At 62.7% G+C, this 17,447-nt stretch carries 19 protein-coding genes; 4 read left to right on the plus strand and 15 right to left on the minus strand.

The window, feature by feature from the left end; all coding sequences use genetic code 11:
• Positions 1–242: 242 nt before the first annotated feature.
• The 9 genes from OKW87_RS15325 to OKW87_RS15365 form a co-directional block, all read right to left on the minus strand.
• Complete coding sequence (locus OKW87_RS15325; protein ID WP_265540775.1) at positions 243–1,337, minus strand: hypothetical protein; 1,095 nt, start codon at positions 1,335–1,337, stop codon at positions 243–245.
• Positions 1,338–1,651: 314 nt separating this feature from the next.
• A complete protein-coding gene (locus OKW87_RS15330; RefSeq protein WP_265540776.1) occupies positions 1,652–2,005 on the minus strand; it encodes a hypothetical protein in 354 nt (117 codons plus the stop codon).
• A gap of 98 nt (positions 2,006–2,103) precedes the next feature.
• Complete coding sequence (locus OKW87_RS15335; protein ID WP_265540777.1) at positions 2,104–2,388, minus strand: hypothetical protein; 285 nt, start codon at positions 2,386–2,388, stop codon at positions 2,104–2,106.
• A gap of 108 nt (positions 2,389–2,496) precedes the next feature.
• The gene (locus OKW87_RS15340; protein WP_265540778.1) at positions 2,497–2,718 is read right to left on the minus strand and encodes a hypothetical protein; all 222 of its coding nucleotides are present in this window, start codon (positions 2,716–2,718) and stop codon (positions 2,497–2,499) included.
• 1 nt (position 2,719) lies between these two features.
• Positions 2,720–3,094 carry a hypothetical protein gene (locus OKW87_RS15345; protein WP_265540779.1) on the minus strand — a complete coding sequence of 125 codons (375 nt, stop codon included), beginning with the start codon at positions 3,092–3,094 and terminating at the stop codon, positions 2,720–2,722.
• Positions 3,091–3,594: a DUF5681 domain-containing protein gene (locus OKW87_RS15350; protein ID WP_265540780.1), complete on the minus strand. Its 504-nt coding sequence runs from the start codon at positions 3,592–3,594 to the stop codon at positions 3,091–3,093. The genes OKW87_RS15345 and OKW87_RS15350 overlap by 4 nt, the downstream gene beginning before the upstream one ends.
• A gap of 35 nt (positions 3,595–3,629) precedes the next feature.
• The gene (locus OKW87_RS15355) at positions 3,630–4,331 is read right to left on the minus strand and encodes a hypothetical protein (protein WP_265540781.1); all 702 of its coding nucleotides are present in this window, start codon (positions 4,329–4,331) and stop codon (positions 3,630–3,632) included.
• 705 nt (positions 4,332–5,036) lie between these two features.
• Positions 5,037–6,581: a YfjI family protein gene (locus OKW87_RS15360; RefSeq protein WP_265540782.1), complete on the minus strand. Its 1,545-nt coding sequence runs from the start codon at positions 6,579–6,581 to the stop codon at positions 5,037–5,039.
• Positions 6,582–6,823: 242 nt separating this feature from the next.
• Positions 6,824–6,967 carry a hypothetical protein gene (locus tag OKW87_RS15365; RefSeq protein ID WP_265540783.1) on the minus strand — a complete coding sequence of 48 codons (144 nt, stop codon included), beginning with the start codon at positions 6,965–6,967 and terminating at the stop codon, positions 6,824–6,826.
• A gap of 467 nt (positions 6,968–7,434) precedes the next feature.
• Here OKW87_RS15365 and OKW87_RS15370 point away from each other — a divergent pair, with 467 nt between their 5' ends.
• Positions 7,435–7,629 carry a DUF6771 family protein gene (locus OKW87_RS15370; RefSeq protein WP_265540784.1) on the plus strand — a complete coding sequence of 65 codons (195 nt, stop codon included), beginning with the start codon at positions 7,435–7,437 and terminating at the stop codon, positions 7,627–7,629.
• 377 nt (positions 7,630–8,006) lie between these two features.
• Positions 8,007–8,297: a TM2 domain-containing protein gene (locus OKW87_RS15375; RefSeq protein ID WP_265540785.1), complete on the plus strand. Its 291-nt coding sequence runs from the start codon at positions 8,007–8,009 to the stop codon at positions 8,295–8,297.
• A gap of 40 nt (positions 8,298–8,337) precedes the next feature.
• Here the strand turns inward: OKW87_RS15375 and OKW87_RS15380 are convergent, their stop codons facing one another.
• The 3 genes from OKW87_RS15380 to OKW87_RS15390 all read right to left on the minus strand — a co-directional run bounded on the left by OKW87_RS15380 (position 8,338) and on the right by OKW87_RS15390 (position 12,957).
• Positions 8,338–9,672 (minus strand): tyrosine-type recombinase/integrase, encoded by a 1,335-nt coding sequence (locus tag OKW87_RS15380; RefSeq protein ID WP_265540786.1) that lies wholly within the window; start codon positions 9,670–9,672, stop codon positions 8,338–8,340.
• A gap of 142 nt (positions 9,673–9,814) precedes the next feature.
• Positions 9,815–11,518: a glycoside hydrolase family 43 protein gene (locus tag OKW87_RS15385; protein ID WP_265540788.1), complete on the minus strand. Its 1,704-nt coding sequence runs from the start codon at positions 11,516–11,518 to the stop codon at positions 9,815–9,817.
• Positions 11,515–12,957 (minus strand): MFS transporter, encoded by a 1,443-nt coding sequence (locus tag OKW87_RS15390; protein WP_265540790.1) that lies wholly within the window; start codon positions 12,955–12,957, stop codon positions 11,515–11,517. The genes OKW87_RS15385 and OKW87_RS15390 overlap by 4 nt, the downstream gene beginning before the upstream one ends.
• Before the next feature lie 46 nt (positions 12,958–13,003).
• Between OKW87_RS15390 and ada the strand changes: the two genes are divergently transcribed.
• Entirely contained in the window at positions 13,004–14,140 is a 1,137-nt protein-coding gene (ada, locus tag OKW87_RS15395) for a bifunctional DNA-binding transcriptional regulator/O6-methylguanine-DNA methyltransferase Ada (RefSeq protein WP_443025056.1), read from the plus strand.
• A gap of 64 nt (positions 14,141–14,204) precedes the next feature.
• On the opposite strand, the gene OKW87_RS15400 is transcribed toward ada, so the two are convergent.
• From OKW87_RS15400 to OKW87_RS15410, 3 genes are read right to left on the minus strand one after another with little or no spacing between them, the layout of a single operon-like run.
• Positions 14,205–14,888 carry a JmjC domain-containing protein gene (locus OKW87_RS15400; protein WP_265540791.1) on the minus strand — a complete coding sequence of 228 codons (684 nt, stop codon included), beginning with the start codon at positions 14,886–14,888 and terminating at the stop codon, positions 14,205–14,207.
• Positions 14,872–16,191, minus strand: coding sequence for an ATP-grasp domain-containing protein (locus OKW87_RS15405; protein ID WP_265540793.1), 1,320 nt, complete (start codon positions 16,189–16,191; stop codon positions 14,872–14,874). The genes OKW87_RS15400 and OKW87_RS15405 overlap by 17 nt, the downstream gene beginning before the upstream one ends.
• Positions 16,188–16,976, minus strand: a complete 789-nt coding sequence (locus OKW87_RS15410) for a hypothetical protein (RefSeq protein WP_265540795.1) — start codon at positions 16,974–16,976, stop codon at positions 16,188–16,190. The genes OKW87_RS15405 and OKW87_RS15410 overlap by 4 nt, the downstream gene beginning before the upstream one ends.
• A gap of 73 nt (positions 16,977–17,049) precedes the next feature.
• Between OKW87_RS15410 and OKW87_RS15415 the strand changes: the two genes are divergently transcribed.
• Positions 17,050–17,205 carry a hypothetical protein gene (locus OKW87_RS15415; RefSeq protein WP_265540796.1) on the plus strand — a complete coding sequence of 52 codons (156 nt, stop codon included), beginning with the start codon at positions 17,050–17,052 and terminating at the stop codon, positions 17,203–17,205.
• The last annotated feature ends 242 nt before the right edge of the window (positions 17,206–17,447 follow it).

Raw genomic sequence — 17,447 nt, forward strand, 5'->3', positions numbered from 1 at the left:
ATTAGTCCAATCGCGGTCACACACTCGGGTCGATGATCCAGAATCCAAGTTGGGTTGGGACTCCAACCGGTGACGTGGCTGGGCGCGGGTTGTGGCATCTAGCTTCCCTATGCAAGCTCAGCTGGGTTCCAAGGAGCCGGGCGTGACCGCGGACGGAAGCCCGCAATGGGCCGCGATGCGTCCGCGCTTTGAATTCATTGGAAGTCAAAAAAAACTAGTATAAAGTTGTGCCTTATTGGCAGTCACGCATAAGAGCGCCTACCCGGTCCGTTTGGTAACACCTCCGGGACGTCCAAATCTTGTGGTGCTTCGGCCAGTTGGTCGTGAAGCACACCTAACAGTCCGAATTTCACTACCTCAATCAGCACGTTAGGCCAATTGACCGTCGCATAATTGCAGAAAAGCCCCTTCTCGATTGCTTGGCCCAGGCCTCTCTTAGGCTGTCTTGCTACACCCGGATACTTGCCCGGCACGCCTCGGGCTTCGTGGGTGAACGAATTGCGCACCTTGTAGAGGTAGCGTAGTTTCTCTTCCGGGGTTGTGGGGATTTCAGACCCTCTACTGAGAGCGCCGTCGGCGGGAGGCAGGGGGTATTTTATTATCTCCAAGCTATCCAACAACCTCTGGCGCGTCGGTTGATCAAGCCGCTCGTTGGCGAATCTGTAGAATGAGTTTCGCGTGCCGAATCTATCGAGCCATTGCCGATGAAGTTCGTCCGCAACCCCTATGGGATCGGTGCTGCCAATTAGAGCTAAATCGGGACCGCCCTTCTTAGATTTGAGCCAGTTGCCGAAAGGCATCCAGCCTTTAGATTGCCCGAGAATGTCGAAGCATGTGAGCAGGAGGTACGTGATAAGCGGTTCCGAGTGCCACCAGAGTACTGATTCAATATGCGGCCTGCGCAAGTCACCTACGAGCTGCAATCGCTCAGCAACGGCGAGACACTTGCCCGGTATGCTGCTGTGCCAAGTGTCGCCAAGATGGAGCTTGCCGACAGGCACCAAGCCTGCCGCATAATACAGCGCCCTACGAACATCATCTTGGGAAATGGCTTCCCCCAAAACTGACGTAATCCGATGGACATCATGCTCCGCGACAATTAGGCGATCTTCCAGGAATACTGTCCAATCAGATGTTGATATCCACGTGACGCAATGCCGAATTGATCCAGGAAAAGGGTCAGGGCAAAATTGAGGTTCCCATGCTTCCTCTGCGGAGATATAGACAACGCCGCCAATGTAAATCTTGTCCCGATTAAACGAGGCGGCAATCTTCTTTTCGCCAAATGCGAAATAAACGGTGCCTACTGCCACAGGCTGGGGCTTCTCGCCGAGCATGAGAGCAGGATCGCCTAGATCGACGGCGCGTGCAAGGACGCTACTCTTTTTCAAAGTTTAGCTGGCGCTCGGTCCATGGCGCTCTACGGCGTATTCTCAAAGGTGGCTGATTACGGCCGTGTCTCCGCAGAGAAGATCACCGGTGCCGGTGCCTCCCCAACTCAGACGAACCGCTGCACAGCGGCCCTTGCACCGGCCACTCACGACCTGACTTGAGGTCGATTCACTGGTTGGGAAGACGAACAAATTCAAGCGCCTAAATTCGCCACCGCCTAATTGGATGTTTGATGGGAGGAGCGTGAAGCAAGGTTTACTTAGGCGTGATCACGCAACCAATTGTAATTCACTACCTGCAATCCTGCTTTTTGCGCCGCTACCGTGAGGCCCACGTCCACCGTGAGGAGCGGCGTCGGCGAACTCTGCAGTGTAAGGATCACTGCGTCCGTCAAACCTAGCAACAGATACTCGGAGCGCTGCATCGCCTCCATTGCTGTCATCTGAAGCTCACACATTTTTTCCGTCAACGATTTTAGGCCCGCCTTCAACAAACGGGCTTCGCATTCGTTGGTTTGGGATATCAGATTAGAAGTTTCCGTTAGCACGTGTGGACAGCAGGCTACTTCTTGGTACCGCGAGAGTATTTCACTCACCGCCGCGTAATCCTTCATTGAATATGCCCTAAGTCGTTTATGACGCCCCACCGATGCAGGAGCAAACATGCCCGCGACAACTAGACACAATAGATTAGCGTCAAGAAATATTCGACTCACGTCAGGCCAGGTCGGTTCTTAACACCTAAGACCTGCCCGGTTTCATCCTGAACTTCAACAATTTTATAGGTCCGACTCGTCGCTCTATCGTCTTGACCTTCGATTGTAATGCTGAAAGGACTCTTGGGTGCCCGGTCCCAACGGCGGGAAAACCCAACCGTAACAAACCAAGAGTCGTCTTCGTGCTCTATTTCTTCGAGGCCGATGTTGAAGGCTCCCTCGTCCGCAAAGATGGTGCGCACGTACTCTTTCGCCACACCGATAGCTTCCGTTGCTTCCATACCGACCCCCTAAGCTGTCGGACTGCAGTAGCCTGGCGCGAGGTGAAGTGAAAGTTCGCGGAATCATCACGTGCTCGCTGGCGACAGATAGAGCTTCAGTGTAGCTCGTTACTGCCACACGTCCCAAACCCGATCAGCGTGCCAGCGTCGAATAATCTCAAGCAGAACCCCGCCGTCGCGACGGTCCAGTGTGCCCGCCTTGATGGCGGCCCGCGCCACCTGTGTGAAGCCCGCAAGCGAACCATAGATGTGCTCGAATGGCGACTGGGCCGGGGCATCGGTCACCTCAAGACGCGTAACCCTCGCCAGCATGGAGCGGACCCCGGCCATACTATGAGCCGACCTCGCCCATCTCGGTTAGCAACTCCAGGGCGTCCGCTCGCGCGTCCGCGTCGCTGCTCTCCCGCACTGACTGCCGGAGCGTGCCGACCATTTGGTCGCGGAAAGTCGCGTCCACGGGCTTTGAATGCTCGGGCAGGTCGATCGCGAGCAGGTTGCGCACTTCCGGACCCGTCATTGGCAGGACCTTGATCTGGCACTGGTGCTCGCGGTGGAAGGCTCGAACCTTCGCCAAAGCATCCTCGTATTGCGTGATCGGGTCGATGGTTGCCCGTTTGCCGTCGACGAAGGTAATGACGAATAGGTCTAACTTTCCGGGCGCTACCGTGGTCAAACGATAGCGCGGCCCCCATGGTGCGTAGGTCATTGCTTTGCCTCCAATGCCGCAAGGCGGGCTTCCAGCTCTTCGGTTGCGCGGATCGCGGACAGTGCACCGATGGCTTCGATGATCTGCTTGCCCACGTCCGGTGCCACCACGCCACCTGCGATGGCGGCAAGCACCTGCTCAACCTGGCGCACCACGGGAGCCGTGGCGTCAAAGTCGAATGCGACCTTCTCGGCCTGGCTGCGGAGCGACGGCAGCACCCGGCTGAGAATCAAACTTGCGGCACCGGTGTCTCCCTCCAGTGCCTTGTCGATGAGCGCAGAGACGATGCCCTCCGCGTCCGCGAGCATGCGTTGCGACAGCTTCGAGCGCTTATCCACGATGCCCTTGGGGCGTCCCGCTTGGTTGGGGCTGCGCATACCCGGCGTCCAAGCCGGGTTGCCCGGTTTGCGGGGAACGGCTGGCGGCGGCGGCAACTGCGGCTGGACGGGCTGCGTCTGCCCCAGCCAGGGGGGCGGGTAGGAGACTTGGGTTTCGCTCATGCTGCACCTCGTTGATCAGATCAGGGCCGGAGCAATCAGACCGCGAACGCTTTGTCGGAGCGCGCCTTGGCCTCCCGAAGCTTGCGGACCTCGTGAGGCTGCGCGCCTACTGCTTCTTCAAGCTGGGTGAACAACAGCCCGCCGCGTTTCTCGATCAGCGTCCTGGCGCCCTGCATCGTCTTGAGCTTTGCCGCCTCGGCGGGGGCGCTGACCTCATGATAGGTGCGGACCAGGACGGCTTGAACATTGGCCTCAATCCCCGACAGATACGACGGGGCCCCTAGGACTGCGGTGGCGGTTACATCATCGCCGTTGTTGATCGCGTGGTAGACGAAGCTCACGCGCTCGGGCGGGGACATCGTGCGAACGTAAGCCCGTACCTCGGCCGCCACCGGGTGAGATGCCTTCGCCGCGACGGGCGCGGTGAGTTCTGCCTCTAGCTGTGCGATGCCGTTGTCGAGATTCCTCCGCTCGGTGTCGAACAGCCTGGCTACCTTCGAAAAGACTCGCTGCGCCATGTCGTCGACTTTGATGACGCGTGCTGCCTCGGTAAGCGAAAGGTCTCTTTTCGCCGCCTCCCTAGCTGCGAATACAGATGCGACGCCCGAATAGGCCTCGTGAAAGGCCCGCTCAGTCCCTGCGGCGTAGCCCTGGGTCGCCTCGCTATATCCGTCGATCTTGGTCACGTTCGCCGGATGAAGGGATGGGGTCACCTTATTGTTAAGTTCCAGGGACATGAATTGTGCTCCAACACGTGATTATGCTCGGTATATGCTATAATTTACCTATTAGCGGCCTGCTTGTCTCGCGATTCTGCTTAGATAACAGGTGCTTACATCTAGCGAACTACCCATTTGCATCACACTCTGTGTTTGTTGCGAGTGCGCGGGCATTGATTTGGCGGCGATGACCACAGTGCGGGGCGGGGTGGGCGGCAGGGCTTTACTGGAGCCCTGGCGCGCGCCGCCTGCTCGGCAGGCAATGGCCGTCCCCGGCCTTGAGCGGGCGTTGGCGGCGTACTGGCGGGCAAAGCACTAAGTTGCCGCGACGGCGTGGGCCGTGGCCGCCATAGCCACGCGCGACGCACGTGTTCTTGGGAGCTACCGTCGCAATCATCGCATGCGGTCGCGGGCGCTTGCGACCGTGGAAACAGCGGTTTTCCGCGGCTTTGAGCACTATCGTCGCAATAGTCGCGGGTTTGGGGACCAAAACGAGCGGGTGCGCTTTGGCGTGAAGGAAAGGAGGAGGAGATATATATATTATGAATCGGGTAGCGACGCTGCCATTGCGACTGTGGTTACGCACGGCTCCGCTGCGACCGCGACTATTGCGACGATAGCGCTCAAACCCGCGGAAAAGCGTGGTTACCGCCCGCGACGATCGTCGCAAAAACCCAAATTCCAGTTGCGACGAACCGCGACGATAGCAGCTCGAAAAGCACATCATCTGTTGTGCTCGCGGATCACCTCAGCGCGGAGGGTTATGTCCAATCCCTTATTCCCGTGCCGCCGAGTGATGAGCACCCTGTGGTGATCGGCGAGTAATTCTAGCGCATCGTCCAGCCGCTTCGACTTGGACTGGCGGAGTCGGTTCGGACCCTTTCGTCGCACCTCATTTACGGACACGATGAGGCTGGCGCCGGCCTGCCCCCGCCTCATTACCTCCCTGACGAGATACTCTTCGAGCATCACCGCGTCAGCCAGCTCGGGAGCCGCGTCGGCCTCGCGGGCGAAGCGGACAGCCTCATCCAAGTACCAGAGCATTAGCGCGCAGGCTCCGACCATGGCCTCTCGATTGATCGGTTGTCCCGGGTCACCAGCGAAGACGTGCAGGCAGCAGGCCAAGCGAGCCGCGTTGTCGGCGGCCTTGCTCGCGACGTCGCGAATGCCCGAGTATGCTTCCTCGCCTCGTAGCTGCTCCTCCACCTCGTCGTGGAAGTTCACCCACACACGCTGAGCGTCCCCGTCAAAGCCGAGGTAGTCCGGCGCGAGCCGGCCATACTCGTCAAAGACGGCCTCGGCCGCGAGCAGTGTGGTCATCCGGTTGCAAAAGGCGGCTAGCGCAGGTCGCGGTGAAGGGGGCGCAGAGTAGAGCCGAGTGCCTTGTGTCGATTCTGGTCGGCTGAACAAGAATCGGGCGAAATAGCCGATACCCTTCGCTAGGCCCCCCGTCTTGTGAACGAAGTCGTCCAACACCTTGGGTTGGACCTGCAAGCCCATCGTCACCCGCATGCCTTCAACTTGCATCTCGCCCGTGCTCAGACGGTCCCGTTGGATCACGCCGCCGTCCCACATCGTATTCGCCTGGGCTAAGTTGCGGGTGACCGCCTCGGCGCTCATCCCATGCGAGCCGAAGATCGTACCGGCTTCCGCGCTGATCACTGACGCGACCGGATAGTGATCCAGCGCCATTGCGAGGGCCTCCGGGGTGTCATCGCCGCGTAGGATACGCACCTTTTGTGGTTCCTCCGGCTTAGATATTTGATGTGCGAGGCGCGGATCGAATTCAGTACCGAGCTGGGCCGTTAAGAAGCCCCCTTCGATGTTGCGGCGTATTTCCTCTCCCTGCCTTTCCCAGTCCTCCATGTCGGCCTCGTACTTCGCGCGGCGCTCCCTGAAGAGCTTACGCTGCTCGGCCTCCCATTCGCGAATAGGTCCGGTGAACTGGTTGTCGACGGAAGTCTTGCGCTCCCCGCTCTCCGCTACTGTCAGAAGGTATAGTGTGGCGGGACCGGACAATGCATCATCTCGCCGCACGCTGTATCGCGTCTGCACGGCGGTAGAGACAGCCGCCAGGGCACTTGCCGAAATCATAGCGACCGGGGCCTTCACGTAGCTGGCGACCTCCTCGATTACATTGCGGATGAGCGGAGGCAGGGCTGTGATCGGGTAGGTCGGGACAAGGTTCGGTTCGACCAACGGGCGCGGTTTGGGCAGCCGGTGCTCCTCGATGGGGTCGTCCGTGAACAAGGCGGAGAACTTAACCACGGGCTAGCTCTCCCTCGTAAATAGAAAGCCAAGCATAGGCTTGCGCGGCACCAGGGCCGTTTGGTATAGCGGACATTGTTTCGTGCTCCAGACCAGCGGCGAAGTGTGGTTTGCGTCCACTCCGCCGCTATTTCTTTGACTAGTGCGAGAAATGCGGTCGAATACTTGCCGCAAGCGAACGTAAGTCGCTCGAGAGCCTCAGTTTTTCAGCTATGTCCCGCACACCTTGGGTGTGGTGCAGCTTACGCCGCTACCTGCTCGCTGGTGCTGCGCTTGGCGCCGGACGCCAGCCAGGACAGCACGTCGCTTTCCGCATACCAAACACGCCGGGTGCCGGGCGGGCTGAAGAAGCGCGGGCCTTCGCCGCGAAGGCGGTACTGGGCCATTGTTCCAGGGTGAATCCGGAGGATGGCCGCTACTTCCTCACTCGCGAGGGGGCGGCCCTTGGGCTTGTAAGCGAATAGTTCGCATAGCTGATTGAATGACTGATCGGTCACGGTCGCATCCCTCAAGATGGGAGTTGGCCCGACCGTTACTCGGGTATAGCACCGGGACCGCGCTGGCGGTGGAGCTTATCAAACTGTCTTCACAGCTTGATACTACCGGGGTCGGTGGCCCACGGCCCTACCGACAACCACTACTTGCCACCGTAATTTGTATAACGCAATGCCGTTTATTATAACGCGTGGGTGTTTTTCAAAGCATCGTTCTAGGACGACTGTAAGAAGCAACTAAACGACTGTTTAGCTACTTCGAAGAACTATCTCAGTGGAACAGCGTTCGGGATATCTGATAGCGACGGCGAACGACACGGCCTCTTTCGGATGTTCTCTTTTCGTTCTAAAACCTTCATATGGAACGATTCGCACGCAATCCCCGTGATCTTGCCAACGCCATCCTTGGAGCGCCGGGGTGGGCTCGCCTCGGCATAACAGAGCCGGATGGACGGATGCGAGAGCGCGCGGCTCACGAGCTGGCTCTTAGCATCGTGGAGCACCTAAACCCGTCGCCTGAGGACGCTGGAGCGCAATTGCCCCTCGGCCTGTGACCAGTGGGGGCGAATGTTAGGTTCCGAACCCTAAGCGATTACCAGCTGCAGAATGCGAACTTGCTGATTGAGTGTCGCGCCTGCCCGAATAGGTCGGTTCTGGATATCGAAAAGGTCCGGCGCTGGTTCCACTGTCACTGTTGGTCCGATCAGCTTGAGATCGCGGGGCGGCATTTTAGGTGCCGCGTGTGCCGTGGTCGTCCAGCCTATATTCGTCCCACGAAAGCCAAACCGACCTATCCGGATTGGATGCAGTACGAATATGAATGGGGAGCGCTGGTGAAGCGGCTGCGAAATTGGTGAAGTTTCGCGTGTGCTATTGATTATTTAATGATGCGCCCATACCCCTATTTGTCTAAGGTTCTGGGGGTTAAGTTATGGCACTTTCGACGGCCGAATTGTCTTTGGTGGAGCAGCGGGTAGCAAATGACGCTCCGAGCACCGCAGTCGCCTATCTACTGTGGTTCTTCCTTTGGATCGTCAGCGGGCATCGGTTCTATCTTGGGAGACCCGGAACGGCTATTTTACAGATACTATCCTATTTCGTTATCGTTGGCTTCATCTGGCTCTTGATCGACGCGTTCCTGATTCCGGGAATGATCCGGGAGAAGAAGAACGCCATTCGCGCCGATGTGATGACGCAACTGTCGGGCTACGGACACAGCTAGGTTCTCAGCTAAGCGCACGGTCGACGCGTGAGCGTACGCCCTAGCCCCGCAGCGTCACGACATTGGCACCGGTCGCTTTAGCTTCGGCGATTGCACCCTGGTGTTCGATCCAGTCACCAATGCGCTGCGCTTCGGGGTGAAGGTACTGGAGCCGAGACGTTTGCAAGTAGTGCTTTGCCGTGACGCCGGTGGGCTTATGATTCGTCAAGAGCTCCATTTTGAAGAGGTCGATGCCGCAGGTCGTAAAGCCGATGGACACGAACGTCCTACGAAGATCGTGAGCAGACAGCTTGTCCATGCCTACGGCGGCGCTGACCCGCTCCATCGGTGCCCGGGTGTCAGTCACGTGGCCCTTAGCGCTGCGGCTGGGGAAGACGAAGGGGCTGGGCTCGCCCGCGTCTTCGTCCTCGCTGGCTTCGGCGGCCGCAGCCTTCCGCCGGTTCAATATGGCCACGGCTTGCGTGGACAGCGGCAGGTACACCGGGTTGCGGTTCTTCGGGTCGGGGAGGTGCCACCAGCAATCCGCTGGGTCGGCGCTAAGGTGCACCCGGTCCCAGGTGAGCGCTGCGCCCTCCATCCGTCTGCTACCGGTAAGCAGAAGAAACATGGTTAGGTCGATACCAGTAGCCGTATCTCGGTTGCGCGGTTCCGAGCGAGCCGTCTGGAGAGTGTACCACGCGGTGCCAACAGATCGCGCATCAATGTCGCGTGTGCGGGGCTTCAGTTCGGTCCATTCATCCCGGATGGCCAAGACCGGATTGGCGACAATCAGCGGCGTACCGTCAGCCCGACGGAATCGGCGCATGGCAAAATTCATCAGGGTCCGAAGTGTGACCATCGAGATTTGTGCCTGACCGGGGGCGGGGCGGCTCCTCAGCCCCTTTTGGGCCATCTCGCGATGCCTCTCACGGCACATTCGCTCAGTAATGGAAGCAATTGGCTTATCTTTCCAATCGCCGAAGACCTTCTCGATGTGGCGGCGCATCTCCGCCTTCGTGCTGTCCTTTAGCTTGCCGCGAGCGTGATAGGTTTCCAGCACCTGCTCAAGCGTGGTCATAGCCACCTCGTCATCGGCGAACTTGGCTCGAGCGGCCTTCTTGCCATCGCGCGGGTCGATGCCGTCGCGCATCTGCTGCAAAATCGTCTGGGCCTTTTCGCGCGCGACTTTTTCCGTGAACTGGCCAAACGGCCCGATCGTAAATTGCACCTGCTTGCCGTGAACCCGCCCCATCGCAATGAAGACGCGCTTGCCACGCGAGGACACGCGCAGACCATATCCCTTTACAGCGCCATCGTAGCTGCCATCCCAATGAATGGTGTGGCCATTTGCCGGCGGGTCAACCTTCTCTACGAAGGTCTTTGTTAGCTTCACCATGCCCTGCTCCTTTTAGCGTATGTCTAACAACCTAGGGTTAGCTAGTGGAGCGTGCATCAAACTGTCGCGAAGCTAAGTCTATGACTTTCTGAGTATTTATAAGCTAGAATAACGAAGCGCTATCTAGACCGGTAACTTTCCTCTACACTGGGGGTGTGGGGGTCGCAGGTTCGAATCCTGTCGCCCCGACCAGATTTTCCGAAACGGCGTTGGCGATCGGCTCGCGGGTTGAATCCGCCGCATAGGGCCGCTCGCGATAGTCGAACCAGTCGAAATCCGCGGGATGCCCGGCGCCGGACATGTCCTGGCAGGCCATGCCGATGAACGCGCCGGTGAAGTTGGGCAGTCCGGGCGCGCTGGCCTCGTCGGACAGGATCGAGGCGTCGAACTGCTCGGACAGCCATTGCCACGCGCCGTCGCCGAGCCGGTAGCCAAAGCGGAGCCGTTCGAGATCGACCTCGACGCGCAGCTCGATCGGGCCCTCGGGAATCGCGATCGGCGCGGTGAAGGCGTCGGCCTGGGGGCTGTCGGGGAGCGCGGACATCACGCGGATATGGCGACCGACATCCTCGTCATGGCTGACGTGGAGATAATGGAATTTGGCGCTGTTGTAATAAGCGACCAGGCCGGCGGCCTGCTGGAAATGCTGCGGGGTGAAGTCCATCGCGCAAGCGGCCGAATAGCAGAAATCCTGCTGCCGCCGCGCGACCAGCGCCTGGGTGAACAGGCTGCCGATCGTCTCGCGGCCGTGGAGGCGCAGATGCCCGGGGCGCGCGGTGAGGCTGAAGATCGTCTCGGGCTCGGGGGTACGAAGCCATTGCAGGTCGAGCGGCAGGTCGGGCGAGTCGAAATCATAGCGGGCGTGAGTCGACCGTGCCGGTGAGGCAGGGCCGTCGAGCGCAGCCGCCTCCAGCACCGGCAGGCCACTGCCATCCTCGGTATAAAGCCAGCCGTCCTGCCAGCGCATCGGCTGGATCGCGGTCTCGCGCCCCAGCACGCAGCGACCGCGGCCCGGCAGCGGGCGCCCGCACAGATAGGGCATGAAGGGGCGGCCGTCGGGGGTCTCGACCAGATCGGCATGCCCGGCGCGGTGGAGCAATGCGTCGGGGCGGGTGCGGCTGGTGAGGACCTGCGCATCGGGATGCAGCTCATAGGGTCCGGCAATGTCTCTCGACCGCGCCATCGTCACGGCATGGTTCCAGCCGGTGCCGCCCTCGGCGGTGATCAGGTGATAATAGCCGTCGCGCTTGTATAGATGCGGCGCCTCGGTCAGCCCGAGCGCGGTGCCGGCGAAGATGTTGACGCGCTCGCCGATCAGCCTCTGCGCGGCGGGGTCATATTCCTGGAGGACGATGCCCGCGAAGCGGTTGCGCCCCGGGCGGTGGTCCCACAGCTGGTTGACCACCCATTTGCGGCCGTCGTCGTCGTGGAACAGCGCGGGGTCGAAGCCGCTCGAATTGATGTGGACCGGATCCGACCAGTCGCCGTCGATCGTCTCGCAGGTCACCAGATAATTGTGGAAATCGCGCAGGCTCGCGCCCGATGCGCCGCCGACGGTGGTGCGGCCATAGCGTTTGACGTCGGTGTAGAGCAGCCAGAAGCGCTCGCCGTCATGGCTGATGTCGGGCGCCCAGACGCCGCAGCTGTCCGGATCGCCGCGCATGTCGAGCTGGGCGGCACGGCGCAGCGGCCGGGTGATCAGCGTCCAGTTCGCAAGATCGCGGCTGTGGTGGATCTGCACGCCGGGAAACCATTCGAAGGTCGAGGTGGCGATATAATAATCCGCGCCAACGCGGACGATCGACGGATCGGGATTGAAGCCGGGGAGAATCGGATTGCGGATCATGCGGTCTTTCTCGTGCGGGCGCGGAACTCGATGGCGAGGCCCAGGATGAACAGGAGCGCGCCGAAGCCGAAGCCGACATAGCCCGCGACGCCGACCGCGCCGATGCCGACGACGCCGCCCAGATAGAAAGCGGTCGCCCCGCCGAGCAGGATCGGGATCAGCCCGCTCTCGCGTTCGGGCGGCCCGCCGGGCTTTACCACCAGCGTCCACAGGATCGCCGCGGCGACAAGGTCGAACACCGCCAGCGCCACGAAGAAGGGCGTGTAGCCGATCGTCGTCACCAGCGCGCCGATCAGCAGCGTGAAGATCATCACCCCCAGATTGGCGAGCGTGCCCGCCATGCCGGCGACGGTGCCCATCTCGTCGCGGCGGAAAAGGTCGCTCGCCATGGTGATGCAGGTGACCGACAGCGTCTGGTGCGCGAAGGCGCCGATGCTGAGCAGCGCCACCGCCATATAGGGATTGGTGACGCTGCCGACGAAGATCATGCTCGTCATCAGCGCCGCGCCCAAGGTGAAGGTCCAGCGCCGCGCGTCGATCAGCGCGATGCCGCGCCGCTCGAGCCAGACGACCACCGCGGGGCCGAACAGGCAGCCGATGTCCGCGGCGACGAAGGGCAGGATGACGGCGATCGCCAGTTCGCCCAGATTGAAGCCGCGGACTTCGCTCAGATAGAGCGGCAGCCAGAAGGTCAAAGTCGCCCAGGTCGGATCGGCGAGGAAGCGCGGCAAGGCGATACCCCAGAAATTGCGGCGGCCGAGCAGGGAGAGCACTTCGGGCTTGGTCCCGCTGGGCTGGACATGCGCTTCCTGCCCGCTCTGGATCAGCGCCAGCTCTTCGGGCGCAATCTCGGGATGCACTTCGGGCGATCGATAATAACGCAGCCACAGCAGCACCCACAGGAAGGCGAGGATCCCGGCGACGTAGAAGGCCGCGCGCCAGTTCCACCAGACGATCGAGATCGCGACCAGCGGCCCGGCCAGCGCGATCCCCGCCGACGCGCCGAGATTGTAGATGCCGCCGGCGAAGCCGCGCTCCCTGGCGGGAAACCATTCGGAGACCACCTTGAGCCCCAGCGTATGCGAGGTGCCTTCGGCGAAGCCGAGCGCGCCGCGCAGCGCCGCCAGCCCCTGCCAGCTCGAAACCCAGCCATGCGCGAAGATCAGCACGCCCCAGGCGGTGGCGAAGATCGCCATGCCTTGGCGCAGCCCGATGCGATCGAGGATATAGCCGACCACCGGCTGCATCATGATGAACGCCTGGAACACGCCGGTGACCCAGCTATATTGTTCCTTGTTCATGGGCACGTCGGCCTGGAACGACTCGGTGGCGACTGCCACGCCCAGCGTCTGGCGCACCAGATAATTGATGATCGTGCCCAGCATCACGATGGCGATGATCCACCACCGAAGTGCCCGCGTGCGTTGCCAGAAGCCCAAGGCGCTCTCCCGAACCGGCCGCTGACCGGCCTTGTTAACGCTAACGGTGCCGCGAAGCGCGGTCGAGGGCAAGGAGATTGTCCGCCGCTTTGATCGCAAGCGGCGGGATGTCGGGCGCGCGGCGGACGGCTATATCGGTCGCATGACGAGCCAGCAGACCCTGTCCGACGATGCCGCCTGGGCCGCCTTCGAAGCGCGCGATCGGGCGCAGGACGGCCGCGTGATCGGGGCGGTGACCACTACCGGAATCTATTGCAAGCCGAGCTGCCCGGCGCGGCGGCCGAAGCGCGAGCATGTGATCTTCTATCCCGACGCCGATGCCGCCCGGGCGGCGGGGTTTCGCGCCTGCCTGCGCTGCAAGCCCGACGAAGTCGGGCGCGAGCGGGTGGCGGTGGCGCAAGCGGTGGCGCTGATCGAGGCGGCGGAGGAACTGGTCGGGCTCGACGAACTTGCGGCGCGGGTCGGCTATGCGCCGCACCATTTCCACCGGCTGTTCAAGCGCGCGACCGGGGTGACGCCGGCGGCCTATGCGCGGGGCCTGCGCGCGCGGCGCGCCGCCACCGCATTGAACGAGGAGAGCAAGGTGACCGATGCGATCTACGAGGCGGGCTACTCCGCGCCGAGCCGCTTCTACGAGACCGCCAATGCCCGGCTGGGGATGACTCCCTCGGTGTGGAAGCGTGGCGGGGCGGGGGCGACGATCCGCTGGACCGTGGCGGCGACCAGCCTGGGGCCGCTGCTGATCGCGGCGACCGACAAGGGGCTGTGCCGGGTGGCGTTCGACGAGGACCAGTTCGCCTTGGCGCGGCGCTTCCCTGCGGCCGAGATCGTCGCCGGCGGCACGGCGTTGGCGACGCTCGCGGCGCGCGTGGTGGCCGAGGTCGAGACTCCGGGTCGCGATACAGACCTTCCCATCGACGTTCAGGGCACTGCCTTCCAGGAAGCCGTGTGGCAGGCGCTTCGCGCCATCCCCGCGGGCGAGACGCGCAGCTATGCCCAGCTCGCGGCGGTGGCTGGCAATTCGAAGGCGGTGCGTGCGGCGGGGACCGCGTGCGGCGCCAATCATGTCGGCATCATCATTCCCTGCCACCGCGCCCAGCGCAGCGACGGCAGCATGGGCGGCTATGCTTATGGCATCGATCGCAAGCGCGTCTTGCGCAAGCGCGAGGGGGTCGAGGAGTGAGCCTTTCGCTACGAGCGGGCGCGTAGGCGGTTGCGAAGCGTCCGAGGACCCTGGCCCTATACTCTCAGCGCGGACGCGCGACGGTGCGTTCGGCGATCCCGACCCGGAAGGTCAGCGACGGGGTCAGCGACCGCGTCTCGTGCCACCATCCGCCGGGGATATAGAGGACGCAGTCCGCCGCAGTCTCGACCACCGGCACCGCGCTGTTGAACCCGCTGCCCCAGCCTCCGCAGTGCAAGGGCGAGAAAATGCCATCGCCGCGCGCGAGCGGCGGTTCGACTCGCCATTCGCGGCAGCCGTCGAGCATGAACACCAGGCCGCCGGCGAGATCGGTATGGCGTGGCGCGTGGACGCCCTCGCCATGGGCATAGGCCGTGACGTTGGCCTGATCGTCCTTGCCGAGCGCATCGCAGAAGGCGCGATAGCGGGGCGCGGTCGCGGGATGATCGGCCAGCGCGCGCAACATATACCATTCGCCTGCGCGCGGCGCGGCGACCGTCGGCGTCTCGGCGGCGATGGGATCGAAGCGGATCGCGCCGTCGACTTCACATGCCAGGCGGAGTTCGCCGATACCGGCATGCGCCGCGCCGAGGAAGCCCGTGATATCCGGCGCGAAGGGCAGGAAGCGCCGCGCGACCGCGTGGGTGTCGCAGGGAGCGACCGCGAAGCGGCGGTCGAGGATCGCGCGGGTGATCGCCGCGGGGATCCCCCAATCGGTCTCGATGGCCTCCTCACAGGATATCGACATTAATGGCCTCCAACGTTGCCCGATAGGCGGCCTGGGGGGTCTGTCCCTCGGTGAGCCGCCGCCACACCCCCAGCAGGAACTGCTCCTCATGGCGCCCGTCGACCGCGGCTCCGGTGTCGGTCATCTGCCGCACGCACAGTACGCCGGGCTGGCGCATCATCGTCTCCAGCCCGTCGATCCCGCGCAGGATCCCCTGGCGATCGGTGAAGAGGAAGATCATCGCATGGGCGCGGTCGGTGCGCTCGAACCGGCTCATCGGGGGTACGCGCCCGAGCGCGAGATCGACGTCCACCGCGATCGGATCGACGCCCCAGAAGGTCGCCAGCGAATCGCGGACGCAACCGGCGCCGATCCGCGGGTTGACCTCCAGCAGCAGCGGCCCCCGCGCCGCGTCGATGCGAAGCTCGACATGGCAGACGCAGTCGCTCAAGCCGAGCGCTTCGATCACGCGGACCGCATAGTCCCGCGCGGCCGCGGTCTGGCGGCGGTCGAGGCGGATCGGCGGGGTGACGAGCAGCGGTTCGCGCACCGTCCAGCGTGTGGTCTCCAAGGCGAGCTTGTCGTTGACCACCAGCGGCAGCGGCTGATTGCCGACCACGACGCATTCGACGCTGATCTCGGGTCCGTCGATATGCTCCTCGGCGAGCAGGGTGGCGCGGGGGTCGACCGGGACGTCGCCCCAAGGCGTGTGTGCAATGAAAGGGGGGTTGCGGGTGGGCCGATGATAGGCGTGGGCGAGCAGCGGTACGATCTCGTCGAAGCCGGTGCGGGCGTCGTCCGCGCCGTCGCAGCGCCGGACGAACCCCGCGCCGACGCCGGTCAGCGGTTTGAGGATGATCGCGCGACCGCAAGCGCGGACGAAATCGGCCGCTTCGTCGCCGCTGCGCACCAGCCGATGCGCGACATTGGCGATGCCGGCGCGGTCGAGCACGCGACGGGTGAGCGATTTGACGTTGGCCGAATCGAGCGCGGCGGCGGTGGGGCCGGGCAGGCCACGCCGCGCGCGCGCCTCGGCCGCGAGCGCGGTCAGGCTGCGCGGCTCGGCGCCACCGCCCTCGGGCAGTCCGAACATGCATCGGATGCCGCGGATTGGCGCCTCGGCCTCGAGCGTAGCCAGCGCCGCCTCGACCGCGGACGCGTCGCAGCGATCGAGCGGGATCGCGCGCTCGACGGTGCGGAGCGTCGCGATCTCCGCCGCGGGGCCGATCGCGGCGGTCCGCAATCCGCGCGCGCGGACCGAGTCCGCTGCCGCGTCGGCATGCCCCAGACTATGATTGTCGAGGTGGACCAGCCACCCGCTCAAGATGCCGGGCCGTCCGGGTATAGCGTGACCAGCCGCCCCTCATTGTCGGCATAATGCGGCGCGGGGATATCGCTGCGGCCCGTGTAACGGAGGAAGTCTGCCGCGCGATATACGGTCTGCTTGCGCAGATGCGGGCGGCCGTCGATCTCGACCGTCTCGAGCGGGCTGTCGATCCCGACCCGGACCTTGCCGATCTGGGTGACGTAGACATAGGTCGGCGCATAGATGCCGCTGAGTGCGGCGAGCTCGCTCAATATCTGCTGCCCGCGCGCCACGCTGGTGCGAAAATGCGCACTTCCGAGCACCGGCATGCAATGGAACAGATAATAAGGCTGGATCCCAAGTGCATTGAATCGCTGGTACAAAGCCAACAGCGTCGCCGCATCGTCGTTCACCTCGCGCAATAGCGTCACCTGCCCCTTCACTGTTACCCCGCGCGAGACCAGCCTCCGCACTGCACGTGCAACTGCTCCCGAAAGCTCGTCGGGGTGATTGAGCGACAACCCCACCATCACGACCTGTGATCCGGCAATCGCATCGCAATCGATCCGCGAGCGGCTCGCGATGCGCTCGGCGAGCGCTTCGGTCAGCCGTTCGGGCTCGAACAAGAGGTTGCGCGTGCTGATGCGGATCTCGGCGACGTGCGGGATCGTCGCGAGCCCGTCGAGCAGGCGGAACAGCTTGGTTTCTTCGCGCAGCGGATCGCCGCCCGTGATCAGCGCGATGCGCAGTTCGGGCTGGGTGCGGATGTGTGCGATGGCGGCATCGACATCGGCGTCGCTCATGTCGCAGGCTGCTGGGCTGGAGATGTCCGGGATCGGGCGGGCTGGCGTCGTACTCGCACTTATACGCGCTGGCATGTTCGGCGATCATGACCTGATCGAACAGGCGCTGGACCAGCGGATCGCCGCGCGCTGTGCCCTGCGCGCTCACCGCGACCGCATCGACCAGCACCGTTCGGGCACGAGCGGAGAGCGTGCAACAGTGATAATTCGCCAAATGGCGAATATATAAAACGTACCGATGCAGCATCTCTCGAGTCGTGACATGATAGCAACGACTAATCAGAGTGAGCAATATACGGGGAAGCCTGGGGCGGCTCTAACTAGTCCATATTGGATTGATAGATGTGCTCACGGAGCCCTGACCTGAGTTTTACAGAATGGACATTCGGATTCATAGTGCGCGACAAGCTTACTTTTGCGCGCTTTGCTCCGCCACGATGCGCCTGCTTCTCCCGGTCATTGGATACACCG

The sequence above is a fragment of the Sphingomonas sp. M1-B02 genome, from assembly GCF_026167525.1.
Classification (GTDB): domain Bacteria; phylum Pseudomonadota; class Alphaproteobacteria; order Sphingomonadales; family Sphingomonadaceae; genus Sphingomonas.